This window comes from Noviherbaspirillum pedocola, assembly GCF_016632335.1.
Classification (GTDB): Bacteria; Pseudomonadota; Gammaproteobacteria; order Burkholderiales; family Burkholderiaceae_D; genus Noviherbaspirillum_A; species Noviherbaspirillum_A pedocola.
Genome location: NZ_JAEPBG010000001.1, coordinates 617,731 through 631,997 on the forward strand (window position 1 = coordinate 617,731; position 14,267 = coordinate 631,997).

At 62.0% G+C, this 14,267-nt stretch carries 15 protein-coding genes; 6 read left to right on the forward strand and 9 right to left on the reverse strand.

The annotated features are described in order from the left end of the window. Positions 1 to 73: 73 nt before the first annotated feature. Positions 74 to 373: a hypothetical protein gene (locus tag JJB74_RS02755; protein WP_200590275.1), complete on the reverse strand. Its 300-nt coding sequence runs from the start codon at positions 371 to 373 to the stop codon at positions 74 to 76. A gap of 100 nt (positions 374 to 473) precedes the next feature. Then, complete coding sequence (locus tag JJB74_RS02760; protein WP_200590276.1) at positions 474 to 1,427, reverse strand: aldo/keto reductase; 954 nt, start codon at positions 1,425 to 1,427, stop codon at positions 474 to 476. 167 nt (positions 1,428 to 1,594) lie between these two features. Between JJB74_RS02760 and JJB74_RS02765 the strand changes: the two genes are divergently transcribed. From JJB74_RS02765 to yacG, 4 genes are all read left to right on the forward strand, one after another. Then, positions 1,595 to 2,482 (forward strand): prepilin peptidase, encoded by an 888-nt coding sequence (locus tag JJB74_RS02765; protein WP_407672255.1) that lies wholly within the window; start codon positions 1,595 to 1,597, stop codon positions 2,480 to 2,482. Positions 2,483 to 2,511: 29 nt separating this feature from the next. Then, positions 2,512 to 3,126: a dephospho-CoA kinase gene (gene coaE / locus JJB74_RS02770; RefSeq protein ID WP_200590744.1), complete on the forward strand. Its 615-nt coding sequence runs from the start codon at positions 2,512 to 2,514 to the stop codon at positions 3,124 to 3,126. 127 nt (positions 3,127 to 3,253) lie between these two features. Continuing rightward, the gene (zapD, locus tag JJB74_RS02775) at positions 3,254 to 4,009 is read left to right on the forward strand and encodes a cell division protein ZapD (protein ID WP_200590277.1); all 756 of its coding nucleotides are present in this window, start codon (positions 3,254 to 3,256) and stop codon (positions 4,007 to 4,009) included. 13 nt (positions 4,010 to 4,022) lie between these two features. Then, positions 4,023 to 4,208 carry a DNA gyrase inhibitor YacG gene (gene yacG / locus JJB74_RS02780; protein ID WP_200590278.1) on the forward strand — a complete coding sequence of 62 codons (186 nt, stop codon included), beginning with the start codon at positions 4,023 to 4,025 and terminating at the stop codon, positions 4,206 to 4,208. An 83-nt stretch (positions 4,209 to 4,291) separates the two neighbouring features. Here the strand turns inward: yacG and JJB74_RS02785 are convergent, their stop codons facing one another. From JJB74_RS02785 to JJB74_RS02805, 5 genes are all read right to left on the reverse strand, one after another. Beyond that, complete coding sequence (locus JJB74_RS02785; protein WP_200590279.1) at positions 4,292 to 4,696, reverse strand: NUDIX domain-containing protein; 405 nt, start codon at positions 4,694 to 4,696, stop codon at positions 4,292 to 4,294. Beyond that, positions 4,696 to 5,568 carry an ATP-binding protein gene (locus JJB74_RS02790; RefSeq protein WP_200590280.1) on the reverse strand — a complete coding sequence of 291 codons (873 nt, stop codon included), beginning with the start codon at positions 5,566 to 5,568 and terminating at the stop codon, positions 4,696 to 4,698. The genes JJB74_RS02785 and JJB74_RS02790 overlap by 1 nt, the downstream gene beginning before the upstream one ends. A gap of 55 nt (positions 5,569 to 5,623) precedes the next feature. Beyond that, positions 5,624 to 6,850, reverse strand: a complete 1,227-nt coding sequence (gene argJ / locus JJB74_RS02795; RefSeq protein WP_200590281.1) for a bifunctional glutamate N-acetyltransferase/amino-acid acetyltransferase ArgJ — start codon at positions 6,848 to 6,850, stop codon at positions 5,624 to 5,626. A 36-nt stretch (positions 6,851 to 6,886) separates the two neighbouring features. Next, positions 6,887 to 9,646: a preprotein translocase subunit SecA gene (gene secA / locus JJB74_RS02800; RefSeq protein WP_200590282.1), complete on the reverse strand. Its 2,760-nt coding sequence runs from the start codon at positions 9,644 to 9,646 to the stop codon at positions 6,887 to 6,889. 170 nt (positions 9,647 to 9,816) lie between these two features. Next, positions 9,817 to 10,761, reverse strand: coding sequence for a M23 family metallopeptidase (locus JJB74_RS02805; RefSeq protein ID WP_200590283.1), 945 nt, complete (start codon positions 10,759 to 10,761; stop codon positions 9,817 to 9,819). A gap of 92 nt (positions 10,762 to 10,853) precedes the next feature. Here JJB74_RS02805 and JJB74_RS02810 point away from each other — a divergent pair, with 92 nt between their 5' ends. After that, positions 10,854 to 11,306, forward strand: a complete 453-nt coding sequence (locus JJB74_RS02810; RefSeq protein WP_325170077.1) for a DciA family protein — start codon at positions 10,854 to 10,856, stop codon at positions 11,304 to 11,306. A 211-nt stretch (positions 11,307 to 11,517) separates the two neighbouring features. Here the strand turns inward: JJB74_RS02810 and lpxC are convergent, their stop codons facing one another. Further along, on the reverse strand, positions 11,518 to 12,453 hold the full coding sequence (gene lpxC, locus JJB74_RS02815; protein ID WP_200590284.1) for a UDP-3-O-acyl-N-acetylglucosamine deacetylase: 936 nt from the start codon (positions 12,451 to 12,453) through the stop codon (positions 11,518 to 11,520). Positions 12,454 to 12,606: 153 nt separating this feature from the next. Here lpxC and JJB74_RS02820 point away from each other — a divergent pair, with 153 nt between their 5' ends. Further along, positions 12,607 to 13,644 (forward strand): PDDEXK nuclease domain-containing protein, encoded by a 1,038-nt coding sequence (locus tag JJB74_RS02820; protein ID WP_200590285.1) that lies wholly within the window; start codon positions 12,607 to 12,609, stop codon positions 13,642 to 13,644. 48 nt (positions 13,645 to 13,692) lie between these two features. On the opposite strand, the gene JJB74_RS02825 is transcribed toward JJB74_RS02820, so the two are convergent. Continuing rightward, the gene (locus JJB74_RS02825; RefSeq protein ID WP_200590286.1) at positions 13,693 to 14,199 is read right to left on the reverse strand and encodes a peroxiredoxin; all 507 of its coding nucleotides are present in this window, start codon (positions 14,197 to 14,199) and stop codon (positions 13,693 to 13,695) included. Positions 14,200 to 14,267 lie beyond the last annotated feature (68 nt).

Below are 14,267 nucleotides of genomic sequence, written 5' to 3' on the forward strand. Positions count from 1 at the left end.
CAGGTAGGAAGAGAAGACTCGGAAGGAAGAAACTGGGGCGCAGCCCGGCCGGGCGCGCCCTGGAAAAGAAGAATTACTTGTCGCTGCTGCGCGCGGTCGACGCTTCGGCCTTGGTCTGCGCCTTCGACAGATCCGAAGCCGCATCGGCGATTTCCTTGTTGGCCTTGCGATGCGCCTTCAGCTTTGCCTTGTCGGCCTTGGCATCGGCCTTCACATTGGCTTCGGCTTCCTTCAGCTGCGCGCGGTTTACCTTTTCCTGTGCCTTGATCGTGGCCTGGTCGACCTTGCCCTGTGCCTTGACTTCCTTGGCATCCTGGGCATGCGCACCGATGGTGAACATCGTGGCAACGACAGCGATGGTGAGCTTGTTCATGGACCTCTCCTGTTGACTGATAATTAAGATTGGTTTTGGGACAGACCCGCTTGCGTTGAAGTTCCGTACGGATCTATCCCAAGTGCATCGGGTTTGCGCATTACGGCGCGCTGGCCGTATCGAGAAGGTTCAGGTCTTCCGACGTCAGCGTCAGCTGCACCGAGCGGATCAGGCTTTCAAGCTGTTCGACGCTCGTTGCGCTGGCAATCGGCGCGGTGACGCCGCGTTGCGCAATCAGCCAGGCCAACGCCACTTCGGCCGGCTTCGCGCCATGCGCCTGTGCCACCTTGTCCAGGGCATCGAGGATGCGCATGCCGCGCGGATTCAGATACTGCGCAACGCGGCTGCCGCGCGCGCTTTTGCCCAGATCCTGCTCGCCGCGGTACTTGCCGGACAAAAAGCCCGACGCCAGGCTGTAGTAAGTGATGACGCCCAGTTCCTCATTGATGCACAGCTCGCGCAGATTGTTCTCGAAACTGGAGCGGTCAATCAGGTTGTATTCCGGCTGCAGCACATCGTAGCGCGGCAGGCCCTTCGTCTGCGCTGCATCGAGCGCAGCGCGCAGGCCGGGGACATCGTAATTCGAGCAGCCGATCGCGCGCACCTTGCCCGCTTTCAGCAACTTGTCGTAGGCGCCCAGCGTTTCCTCGATCGGCGTTTCCGCGTCCGGATAATGCGACAGGTACAGATCGATCACGTCGGTCTGCATCCGCCGCAGCGAATCTTCCACCGCTGCCAGGATGCGCTGCTCCGACAAGCCCTTCTTGCCCGGCCCGAGATCGACGCCGACCTTGGTGATGAGGGTGACGCGGTCGCGCCGGCTGCGGTTTGCGGCCAGCCACTTGCCGATGATGGTTTCCGATTCGCCGCCCTGGTGCCCCGGCACCCAGCGCGAATAGGCGTCGGCGGTGTCGATGGCATCGAGGCCGGCGTCAACGAAACGATCGAGCATCGCAAACGAGGTCGCTTCATCGGCGGTCCAGCCGAACACGTTGCCGCCGAAGACCAGCGGCGCGATTTCCAGGCCGGTGCGGCCGAGCTTGCGCTTTTGCATGTTGACTCCCGTTTTCATCACGTTGGCAGCCCCGCAGTATGCCGTCGTCATCTCGCCGACATGGACGACAGACGCAAAGGAACAGCGGTTTTGCCGCGCGAGTTTCAGTACAATGCGTCGATTCCCGGAAGCATCTCCTGTCCCCTCCTCTCGCCCTCGGAAGATTCATGGTCAACGCGGCAATCCTCGACGATTCGTTTTACGGCATGCTCCTGTTCGCTGCGCCGGCAAGCCTCTTGCCCAGCATCGTCGCCGGCATCCTTGGTCTCGTGGTCGGCAGTTTCCTCAACGTGGTGATCCACCGCATTCCGAAGATGATGCAGCGCGAGTCCGACAATTACGTGGCCGAGGAAAGCGGCAAGCCGCTGCCGCATACCGATCGCTACAACCTGATGCTGCCGCGCTCGGCCTGCCCGCATTGCGGCCACCAGATTACCGCTCTGGAGAACATACCGGTCGTGTCCTGGCTGGCGCTGCGGGGCAAATGCAGCGTGTGCAAGACGCCGATCTCGGCGCGCTATCCGCTCGTGGAAGCCCTGACCGGCCTGCTCTCGGCCGGCCTGGTCTGGCATTTTGGCAGTGGCGTCGCCGGCATGGCTGCGGTGGTGTTCGTCTGGCTGCTCATCACGCTGACCTTCATCGATGCCGACACCCGCCTGCTGCCGGACGACCTCACTTTCCCGCTGCTCTGGCTCGGGCTGCTCGTCAATCTGAACGGCACCTTCGCTACGCTGTCTGACGCGGTGATCGGCGCCGCTGCCGGTTACCTGGTGCTGTGGCTGGTGTACTGGGCCTTCAAGCTGGCCACCGGCAAGGAAGGCATGGGCTACGGCGACTTCAAGCTCCTGGCCGCGCTCGGCGCATGGATGGGATGGAAAATGCTGCTGCCCATCATCCTGCTGTCCTCGGTGGTCGGCGCCATCGTCGGCATCTGCCTGATCGTGTTCACCCGCCGCGGCCGCGACAATCCGATTCCCTTCGGCCCCTATCTGGCTGCGGCCGGACTGATCAGCCTGGTCTGGGGCGACACGCTGATCACTCTCTACATGCCCTGAACATGCCCTGAACACGCCATGAGGAGTTCATCATCGCCACCCCATTCTCGATCGGCCTGACCGGCGGCATCGGTAGCGGCAAGAGCCTGGTTGCGGACATGTTCGCCGCCCTTGGCGCTTCCCTGATCGATACCGACCGCATTGCGCACCAGCTCACCGCGCCCGAAGGCGGCGCCATGCCGGCGATCGCGGAGGAATTCGGCCCCGAGTACCTGTCGCCTTCCGGCGCGCTCGACCGCGAGCGCATGCGCGCCAAGGTCTTTTCCGATCCGGGCGCGAAGCGGCGGCTTGAAGCCATCCTGCATCCCTTGATCCGCATCGAAACCGAGCGCGCCGCCAACGAAGCGCAAGGCTTGTACCGGATCTTTGTGGTGCCGCTGCTGGTCGAATCCGGTAGCTGGAAAGCTCGGGTGTCACGCGTACTGGTGGTGGATTGCCCGGAAGCGCTGCAAATCGAACGGGTAATGGCCCGCAACGGCATGCTTGAGCCCCAGGTGCGGGCGATCATGGCAGCCCAGGCCAGTCGTGAGCAACGCCTCGCCGCCGCGGATGACGTGATCGTCAACGATGCCGACATCGCCGCGCTGACGCCGCAGGTGGAAAGGCTGCATGCGCAATATGCGGCAGCGGCGAAGGCGGCATAGCAAGGCAGGATGCAGCCGCAGCGCGCCGCGGTGCAAAAACATTTGCCTTGTTTGTAATATGATGCGGTTTCGCCAATCGAAGCCCGCATGTGCAAGTCATAGGGCCAAGCTTTAAAGGGATGTCACCTTGATCGTCTACGAATACCCTTTCAACGAGCGTATTCGCACGTTGCTGCGGCTGGAGGACCTGTACGAGAAATTTGTGTTCTTCGCGGAGCAGTCGGATCCGTTGCAGCATCATGTCGCCCTGTCGACGATCTTTGAAATGCTTGAAGTCGCCGGGCGCGCCGATCTGAAATCGGATTTGCTACAGGAACTGGAACGGCAGAAACAGACGCTGCTCGGCTTCAAGGCCAATCCCAATGTGCAGGCCGACCGGCTCAACATGGTGCTCGATGAAGTCGACCGCATCAGCAGCGCGCTGATGGCCACCGCCGGCAAGACCGGTCAACATATCCGCGACAATGAATGGCTGATGAGCATACGCGGCCGCACCATCATTCCCGGCGGCGCCTGCGAATTCGATTTGCCGTCCTACTATGCCTGGCAGCATCGCACCCGCGAGGAGCGTCTCACCGACATCTTCGCCTGGTTCGCGCCGCTGCAGCCGCTGTTCGAGGCGATCGCCTTCGTGCTGAAGCTGCTGCGCGAGACCGGCCGGCCGACGAAAATCATCGCCCAGGCCGGCAGCTTCCAGCAGATGTTGCAGGGCAAGGTCTACCAGATGCTGCGGCTGACGCTGGATGAGCGCATCGGCGCGATTCCCGAGATTTCCGCCAACAAGTACATGCTATGGGTGCGCTTCACGACGCAGGGCGGCGACATGAAGCCCAGGCCGTATGACCACGACGTGCCCTTCGACCTGGCATTGTGCAATTTCTAGAACGGTTACAAGAATGGTAGCAATCGTCGACTGCCCGACCTGCGGCAAGAAAGTGGAATGGACCGAGGCCAACAAATACCGGCCCTTTTGCTCGGAGCGCTGCAAGCAGATTGATCTTGGCGCATGGGCTGAAGAGAAGTATGTGATACCGGGGGCGGAGCCGAATCCCGGCGACAAGGATGATCTCGACAGGCATTGATGCCGCGTAGGTTGGGCTGACAAGCCCAACGTGATCTTCGATCGCCGCAGACCTCCCTATCGGGCTTGCTTCGTCAGCCCGACCTACAACTTCTGCCCATACCTCACTCGGTCCAGCCATTCAATCAGCGGTATCGTCGCCGGCAGCAGCGGCTCCACCGCCACCCTGCCCTGCCAGGAAAACGCCTGCCCTTCCAGGCTCTGCGCTTCGCCGCGCCATTCGCGGCTGATATAGAAATGCAGGCGCACATGCGCATGCGGATACACATGCTCGACGCAGCACCAGGCTTCGGCACTGAGCACCGCGATGCCCAGTTCCTCGACGAACTCGCGCTTCAAGGCATCGAGTATCGATTCTTCCGCCTCGACTTTGCCGCCCGGGAATTCCCAGTAGCCGGCATAGGGCTTGCCCTCCGGACGCTGCGCCAGCAGCACATCGCCGTCATCACGCATCAGGATGCCGACGGCGACATCGATGGGCGCAGCCATCACGCCGCCCGCATCTTGCCCGCATGGTCGCGCGCGAATTGCCAGGCGACGCGGCCGGAACGCGAGCCGCGCTGCAGCGCCCAGCGCAAGGCTTCGGCGCGCGCAGCTTCGATCTGCTCATCGCTGCAGCCGAAATGGCGCAGCCAGTGCGCGACGATGTCGAGGTAATCGGATTGCTTGAAGGAGTAGAAGGTGACCCACAGGCCGAAGCGCTCGGACAGCGAAATCTTTTCCTCCACCGTTTCGCCCGGATGCAGGTCGCCGTCGTCGTCATGGCTGTAGCCTGAATTGTCGGACATACGTTCCGGCATCAGGTGACGCCGGTTGGAAGTGGCATAGATCAGCACGTTGTCCGATTGCGCCGCAATGCTGCCGTCCAGCGCCACCTTCAGCGCCTTGTAGCCAGCCTCGCCTTCCTCGAAGGACAAATCGTCGCAGAAGATCACGAAGCGCTCGGGGCGCGCGGCGACGAGATCGACGATGTCGGGCAAATCGGCGAGATCGGCCTTGTCGACCTCGATCAGGCGCAGGCCATCGTTCGCATATTCATTCAAACAAGCTTTGATCAGCGAAGACTTGCCGGTGCCGCGCGACCCGGTCAAGAGCACATTGTTGGCCGGCAGGCCGCGCACGAACTGCAGCGTGTTCTGCGCGATCTGCTCCTTTTGCGGGCCGATGTGCTGCAGGTCCGCCAGCGCGATCGATGACAGGTGCCGCACCGACTGCAGCCAGCCGCGGCCATTGGTCTTGCGCCAGCGGAAAGCATGGCCGGCGTCCCAGTCGGGCGCGGCAGGGCCGGCTTGCGGCAGGATGGCTTCGATACGTTGCAGCAGCGATTCGGCGCGAGCGAGGAACTGATCAAGCTGGGTCATGATGGCAACGCGGCGCCACATGGCGCCGCTTGAAGATAGGGTTGGTTGAAAAGAATCAGGAACGGTAGTCGGCGTTGATGCTGACGTAGTCATGCGAGAGGTCGCAGGTCCAGATCGTGGCGCTGGCATCGCCGCGCGCGAGCGCGACGCGCACCGTGATCTCGCTGCCCTTCATGACGCGCTGGCCGTCGGCTTCCTGGTAGTCCGGGTTGCGTCCGCCATTCTTCGCGACCCAGACATCGTCCAGCCACAGGTTGATCTTCGACACGTCGAGATCGTCCACGCCGGCATAGCCGATCGCAGCCAGGATGCGGCCGAGGTTCGGGTCCGAGGCATAGAACGCGGTCTTGACCAGCGGCGAATGGCCGATCGAATAAGCGATCTTGCGGCACTCTTCAACCGAGGCGCCGCCTTCGACGGTGATGGTCATGAACTTGGTCGCGCCTTCGCCATCGCGCACGATCATCTGCGCCAGTTCCTGCGACAGGGAAATCACCGCGTCCTGCAGCAAGGCATGCGCCTCGGATCCGGCCGCGCCGACATCCACGCCGGAAGCGCCGGTGGCGATCAACATGAAGGAATCATTGGTCGAGGTGTCGCCATCGATGGTGATGCAGTTGAACGAGCGGTCCGCAGCCGTCTTCACCATGGCGTCCAGCACCGGCTGTGCCACTTTGGCATCGGTGGCGATATAGCCCAGCATGGTCGCCATGTTCGGCTTGATCATGCCGGCGCCCTTGCTGATGCCGGTCAGCGTGATGGTTTTGCCATTGATCTCGACCGTGCGCGACGCCGCCTTCGGCTGGGTGTCGGTGGTCATGATGGTTTCGGCGGCCTTGTACCAGTTGTCTTCGGCCAGGTTGGCAATCGCCTGCGGCATGCCGGCGACGATGCGCTCCACCGGCAACGGCTCCAGAATCACGCCGGTCGAATACGGCAGGATCTGTTCCGGCGCGCAGCCGAGCAGTTGCGCAAGCTCTGCGCAGGTGCGGTTCGCATTCGCCAGGCCGGCTTCACCGGTGCCAGCATTGGCATTGCCGGTGTTGACCACGAGCGCGCGGATCGGCTTGCCCGACTGCAGATGCGCCTTGCACAGTTGCACCGGCGCGGCACAGAAGCGGTTCAGCGTGAACACGCCGGAGACGGTCGCGCCTTCGGCCAGGCGCATCACCAGCAGGTCCTTGCGATTGGCCTTGCGTACGCCGGCTTCGGCATGACCGAGCGCGATGCCCGGCACAGGCTTCAGATTCGCGGCGACGGGAAGGGGAAGATTGACGGCCATGTTTGCTCTTCTTCGTTACGTGTTCTGAAAACCGTATCAAGCCAGGCGGCCGTGACACTGTTTGTATTTCTTGCCGCTGCCGCAAGGGCAAGGATCGTTACGGCCCACTTTAGGCAGCGACGCCACCGCCTGCTCGCCCGCATCCGCCACCGCCTCCGGCGCCAGCAGGTCTTCCGGCGGCAGATTCGGATTGAAGTCCGAATGCTGGTAATGCACGTTGCTCAGGTCCGGCGGGGCCAGTTCCTGCTCGGCGGCGTCGATCTGCTCGCGCGACTCGATGCGCACCGTCATCACCACGCGCGCCACTTCGTTGCGGATCAGATCCAGCATCTGGCCGAACAGTTCGAAGGCTTCGCGCTTGTATTCCTGCTTCGGATTCTTCTGCGCATAGCCGCGCAGATGGATGCCCTGGCGCAGATGGTCCAGCGCGGCCAGGTGCTCGCGCCAGTGGCTGTCCATCGCCTGCAGCATCACGCTGCGCTCAAACCCGGCAAAGGCTTCGCGGCCGACGATAGCGATCTTGGCAGCATAGACATCGTCGGAAGCGTTCAGCAGGCGCTCGAGCAGTTCGTCGTCCGTCAGGTTCGGCTCGGCTTCCAGCATCTGCGACAACGGCACCTCGAGATGCCACTCGTCGGCCAGCGCCTGCTCCAGTCCCTTCAGGTCCCACTGCTCTTCCAGCGATTCCTCGGGCACGTAGCTGCGGAACACATCGGTCATCACGCCGCGGCGCAGCGCGGTGATCAGCTCGGACATGTCCTGCGCCTCGAGCAATTCATTGCGCTGCTGGTAGATCACCTTGCGCTGGTCGTTGGCGACGTCGTCGTATTCGAGCAGCTGCTTGCGGATGTCGAAGTTGCGCGCCTCGACCTTGCGCTGCGCCGATTCGATCGAGCGCGACACGATACCGGCTTCGATCGGCTCGCCTTCGGGCATCTTCAGCCGGTCCATGATCGAGCGCACGCGGTCGCCAGCGAAGATGCGCAGCAAGGGATCGTCCAGCGACAGGTAGAAGCGCGAAGAGCCCGGATCGCCCTGGCGCGCGGAACGGCCGCGCAGCTGGTTGTCGATGCGGCGCGATTCATGGCGCTCGGTGCCGACGATGTGCAGGCCGCCGGCGGCGACCACCTGGTCGTGCAGCGATTGCCATTCGTCGCGCAGCTTCTGCGACTGCGCCTTCTTGTCCTCGTCGGACAGGGCCGCATCCGCCTCGATCATCTGCACCTGCTTGTCGACGTTGCCGCCCAAAACGATATCGGTGCCGCGGCCCGCCATGTTGGTGGCGATGGTGATCATCTTCGGGCGGCCGGCCTGGGCCACGATCTCGGCTTCGCGCGCATGCTGCTTGGCGTTGAGCACGTTGTGCGGCAGCTTGGCTTTCGTGAGGATCGACGACAGCAGCTCGGAGTTTTCGATCGAGGTCGTGCCCACCAGCACTGGCTGGCCGCGCTCGTAGCAGTCCTGGATGTCGCGCACCATGGCGCCGTATTTCTCTTCGGCGGTCTTGTAGACCTGGTCCTGGCGGTCCTTGCGCTGATTCGGCCGGTTAGGCGGAATCACCACGGTTTCCAGGCCGTAGATCTCCTGGAATTCATAGGCTTCGGTGTCGGCGGTGCCGGTCATGCCCGAGAGCTTGCCGTACATGCGGAAGTAATTCTGGAAGGTGATCGAGGCCAGGGTCTGGTTCTCGTTCTGGATGCGTACGCCTTCCTTGGCTTCCACCGCCTGATGCAGACCATCGGACCAGCGCCGGCCGGTCATCATGCGGCCGGTGAATTCATCGACGATCACGACCTCGCCGTTCTGCACCACGTAATGCTGGTCCTTGTGATACAGCACGTGCGCGCGCAGCGCCGCATACAGATGATGGATCAGCGTGATGTTGGCCGGGTCGTACAGCGACGCGCCTTCGGGCAACAGGCCCATCTCGGTCAGGATGCGCTCGGCGTTTTCATGGCCGGCTTCGGTCAGCAGCACCTGGTGCGCCTTTTCATCCTTGGTGTAGTCGCCCGGCACTTCGATCTGGCCCTTGCCGTCCGGGGTCTCCTCGCCGACCTGCAGCGTGAGCATCGGCGGCACCGCGTTCATCCTGACGTACAGCTCGGTATGGTCTTCGGCCTGGCCGGAGATGATCAGCGGCGTTCTGGCTTCGTCGATCAGGATCGAGTCGACTTCATCGACGATGGCGAAATTCAGGCTGCGCTGCACCCGGTCGCCCGTGTCGTAGACCATGTTGTCGCGCAGATAGTCGAAGCCGAATTCGTTGTTGGTGCCGTAGGTGATGTCGGAGGCATACGCGGCCTGTTTGGCGCTGTGCTCCATCTGCGACAGGTTCACGCCGGTGGTCAGGCCCAGCCAGCCGTACAGGCGGCCCATGTTTTCCGCATCGCGCTGCGCCAGGTAATCGTTGACGGTCACGATATGCACGCCCTTGCCCGCCAGCCCATTCAGATACGCGGGCAGCGTGGCCATCAGCGTCTTGCCCTCGCCGGTACCCATCTCGGCAATCTTGCCGGAATGAAGCACCATGCCGCCGATCAATTGCACATCGAAATGGCGCATGCGCAGCACGCGTCGGCTGGCTTCGCGGCAGACCGCGAAAGCTTCGGGAAGGATCGCATCCAGGGATTCGCCATTGGCGATGCGCGTCTTGAACTCGGGCGTCTTTGCCTGCAGTTCCGCATCGGAGAGCTTTTCGATGGCCGCTTCGAGCGCATTGATCTGGCGAACGGTCTTCTGGTACTGCTTGACCAGCCGCTGGTTGCGGCTGCCAAAAATCTGAGTCAGTAATGACATGCTTGGATTCTGTATAGGGGCGGCGTGGAAACAGGCCCGCGCGCACTGCCGTGGTCGCGCGAGCGAGATTCGGTCTCATGCTGAAGCGGGGGATTTTAGCACGCTGCCTCTAACAGAATCGGTGCGGGGCCGGCAGGATGGTAATGAAAGGAAACCCGCCTTGCGATCGCTCATTGCGCCGCAGCCACCTTCAGCGCCCTGGCCGCGCCAGCGCTGAGAAAGATTTCCGGATCCTGATGTACGCCATTGACCAGCACTTCGAAATGCAGATGCGCGCCGGTGGCGCGGCCGGTGGCGCCGACGTCGGCCACTTGCTGGCCGCGTTCAACGATCTCGCCGACACGCGCGCGCAGCTTCGACGCATGCGCATAACGGGTGACGATGCCATTGCCATGGTCGATCTCGATCATGTTGCCGAATTGCGGATGGCGTTCGGCGGTGATGATGACGCCGGGCGCGGCGGAAAGTATCGGCGTGCCGGCCGGCGCGGCGAAATCGATGCCTTCATGCAGCGTATTGCGGCCATTGAACGGGTCGAAACGCCAGCCGAAGTTCGAGGAACGATAGCCCAGGGCGACCGGTTCGCTGGTAGGCAGAAGTCGCTTTTCCACGCGCTTGGTCGACAGCGCTTCCTCGATCGTGGCAAGACGGTCGGCGCGACGTTCCAGCTCACGCGACATCTGCTCCAGCAACTGGCCGAATTCCGGCACGTCGATCTGGCGTCCCGATATGGCGGCGGTGTCCGTGCCGCCGCGTGCCGGAGATGCCTTGAAATCGAATTCCTCGGGCTTTACATCGGCCAGGTCGCGCACCCGTTCGCCAAGCGCATCGAGTCGCACCAGCTGCGCCTGCATTTCCCCTATCCGCGCCGCCATGATGGCAAGCTTCTGCTGCACCTGCGGATCCGGCGGCGGCGCGATCTTCACCGCCGGCAGCAGATTGCGCAGGAAGGGCAGATGGGATTGCGCCGCATGGCGCAGCAGCGTGTAGCACAGCAGCAGCGAAACGAACAGCACCGTCATCAGCATCGCGAGCGAAAACAGAAAGGCGTGGTGGCGCGTAAGCTTCAGCGAGCGGGCCTGAGCCAGGCGCGGATGCACCAGGATGATTTGCATGTCTTCTCCGGATTTTTGAATGCCACGGACTGTGATAAGGTTCGGCGATGTTTAGTTCACCAATGATTTCGCGGCATCCCAAAGGCAAGACCGTGTCCAAGGCATCCGATGCGCTCACTTATCTCGGCGTGCATGAACGCATGGCTGCGCTCTTGCCCGCGGTCAAGCGCATCGCTGCGATACAGCGCGCCTGCGCCACGGCGCTTCCGGAGATGTTCGGCCCCTGCTCGGTGCTGCACTTCCACTCCGAGCAACTGCTTCTGGCCGTGCCCAACGCGGCGTTGGCCGCGCGGCTAAAGCAGCGCCTGCCGCGGCTGCAGGACGAGTTGCAGCGTCAGGGCTGGCAGGTGAATGCGATCCGCCTGAAGATACAGATCATGCCGACCATGGAGCGGCCGCTGCCGGAAAAGACTGCACAGTTGCCCCATGGCGCGGTCTCGGCGCTGGCCGAATTGAATGACAACCTGGAAGACACGCCGCGCAATGCGGCCCTGCGCGCGGCGATCGCGGCGATGGTGGGAAGACACAAGCGCCAAGGGCGTTGATTCGCGGTAGGGCGTATTCGTTCTAACAGGCTGTTGAAAAACGTAGCGAGCGGGTCGAGATTGGGGGCGAGAAGCGGAACCGTACGAGTAGTACGGTGAGCACCGCAGCCCCCGAGATCGGCACGCGCAGTAGTTTTTCAACAGCCTGCTAATCGATGGACAAATAAAAAGCCGCCTGTCAGGCGGCTTTTTGTTTCGCGGCATTCCACGTTCAATTCAATGCCCACTCCTCGCCAACCTGGCGCGCATAAGCCAGTGGCGCATCGGCGATCTTGTTGAAGCTGACGATCTCGTACGCATCGGGCTGCGCCAGCAACGCGCGCAGCAGCTGATTGTTCAAGCCATGTCCGGACTTGTGCGCGCTATAGCTTGCCAGCAGGGGGCGCCCTACCAGATACAGGTCGCCGATGGCATCCAGGATCTTGTGGCGCACGAATTCATTCTCATAGCGCAGACCATCCGGATTGAGAATGCGGTATTCATCCATCACGATCGCGTTCTCCAGCGAGCCGCCGCGCGCCAGGCCCAGGCCGCGCAAGGTTTCCACGTCCTGCATGAAGCCGAAGGTGCGGGCGCGCGCAATCTCGCGCACATAGGATTCGACGCCGAAATCGACTTCGGCGATCTGACCGGTCGCATCCACCGCCGGATGATTGAATTCGATGAAGAACTTCAGACGGAAACCGTCATAAGGATCAAGCCGCGCCCACTTCTCCTGCGCGCCCTTGCCTTCCCTGACTTCCACCGGCTTGATCACGCGGATGAATTTCTTTGGCGCTTCCTGTTCCTGCAGGCCGGCCTGCTGCAGCAGAAACACGAAGGACGACGCCGAGCCATCCATGATCGGGATTTCCTCGGCGGTGACATCGACATACAGGTTGTCGATGCCGAGTCCCGCGCAGGCCGACATCAGATGTTCAACCGTGGAAATCTTCGCGCCATCACGCTGCAGCGTGGATGCCATGCGGGTGTCGCCGACAGCGAGCGCGGATGCGGGCATGGCAACCGGCGGCTGCATATCGACGCGGCGAAAGACGATGCCGGTGTCGATGTCCGCGGGCCGCAGCGTCAGTTCGACCTTGGTGCCGGAATGCAGCCCGACGCCGATGGTCGTGACCTGCTGCTTGATGGTGCGTTGTCTTAACATCCGGCGATTATAACAATCAGCCAACGGCAGACTTCGCCGCGGGAACTTTGTGGATGAAATACCACGACAGCAAAGGCCGGGAATTGCAGCGCATGCGCAGCCCTCGCCACTAATGCGCCTTGACGATCCATTTTTCAGAACGAAAGGCTGCGGATGACTCCACTGCAATTTCCCGGTTACCAGGACTGGCTACGCAAGCTGAAGGACAGAATACGCAACGCGCAAACGCGCGCCGTCACCGCGGCCAACCGCGAACTGGTGCTGTTGTACTGGCATATCGGCCGGGAGATTCTGGATCGGCAGAAGCTGCGCGGGTGGGGAGCGAAGGTGGTGGATCAACTGGCGGCCGATCTACGGACAGAGTTCCCTGAGATGCGCGGCTTTTCAGCACGAAATCTGAAGTACATGCGCGCATTTGCGCAAGCTTGGACGGATCCGGAAATTGTGCAGACGCTGTCTGCACAAATCAGCTGGTCACATCATTGCGCGCTACTCGACAAGGTCAAGCATGCTGAGGAGCGCGCCTGGTACGCGAAGGCGGCTGCTTCGAATGGCTGGAGTCTGGCTGTTTTGCATCACCAGATCGAAACACAGGCACACACGCGTCAAGGCGCAGCCATCACCAACTTCAGTCAAACACTGCCAGCACCGCAATCCGACCTGGCGCAGCAACTGTTCAAGGACCCATACATCCTCGACTTCATGACCCTGGCCGAAAACGCCGCCGAGCGCGACCTGGAGAGCGGTCTCATCGAGCACCTGAAGGATTTCCTGCTTGAACTCGGCAAGGGCTTTGCCTTCATTGGCCGTCAGCATCATCTCGAAGTCGGCGGGCAGGACTTCTATCTCGATCTGCTGTTTTACAACACGAAGCTGCATTGCCATGTCGCGATCGATTTGAAGATGGATGACTTCAAGCCGGAATACGCGGGCAAGATGCAGTTCTACCTCGCCGCCATCGATGCGCAGCTCAAGTCCGAGCGCGACGACCCGACGATAGGCCTGATCCTGTGCAAGACCAGGAACGGCATCATCGTCGAATACACCTTGCGCGATGCAACGAGGCCGATAGGCGTGGCGGAGTATCGAACCTTGCCCCCGGCACTGGCGCAAGCGCTGCCGAGCGCCGAGCAACTCGAGCGGGAATTGTCCCGCGCCGCGGATAGATCGATGCCACCGCAAAATGAATAAGGCTTGCCGCGCCTGCGCGACAAGCCTCGGAACATCAACTTCAGCGACTTAGCCCAGCTGCTGCAACATCGTCTCCGCATTCGAGACTTCGAACTTGCCCGGTCCTTCGATATTGAGCTGCTGCACCACGCCATCCTTCACCAGCATCGAATAGCGCTGCGAACGCACGCCCATGCCGCGCGCGGTCAGATCGAACTCGAGTCCCAGCTTTTTCGTGAACTCGCCGCTGCCGTCGGCCATCATGCGCACGATGCCGGTCGATTTCTGATCGCGGCCCCACGCGCCCATCACGAAGGCATCGTTGACCGAGATGCACCAGATCTCGTCCACGCCCTTGGCCTTCAGCGCCTCGGCATTCGCCACATAGCCCGGCACATGCTTGGCGGAGCAGGTCGGCGTAAAGGCGCCGGGCAAGCCAAAGATGGCAATGGTCTTGCCGCGCACGAGGTCTTCGACCTTGAAGACATTCGGCCCCAGCGCGCAGCCTTCGGTTTCAACTTCAATGTATTCGGACAGCGTGCCTTCGGGCAGCTTGTCGCCTTTTGCAATGGTCATTCGTGTTCCCCTCAATGTTCCTGGTGGCAGCGCCAAAAAAACGGGCCCGAATCGGGCCCGATGCGCGA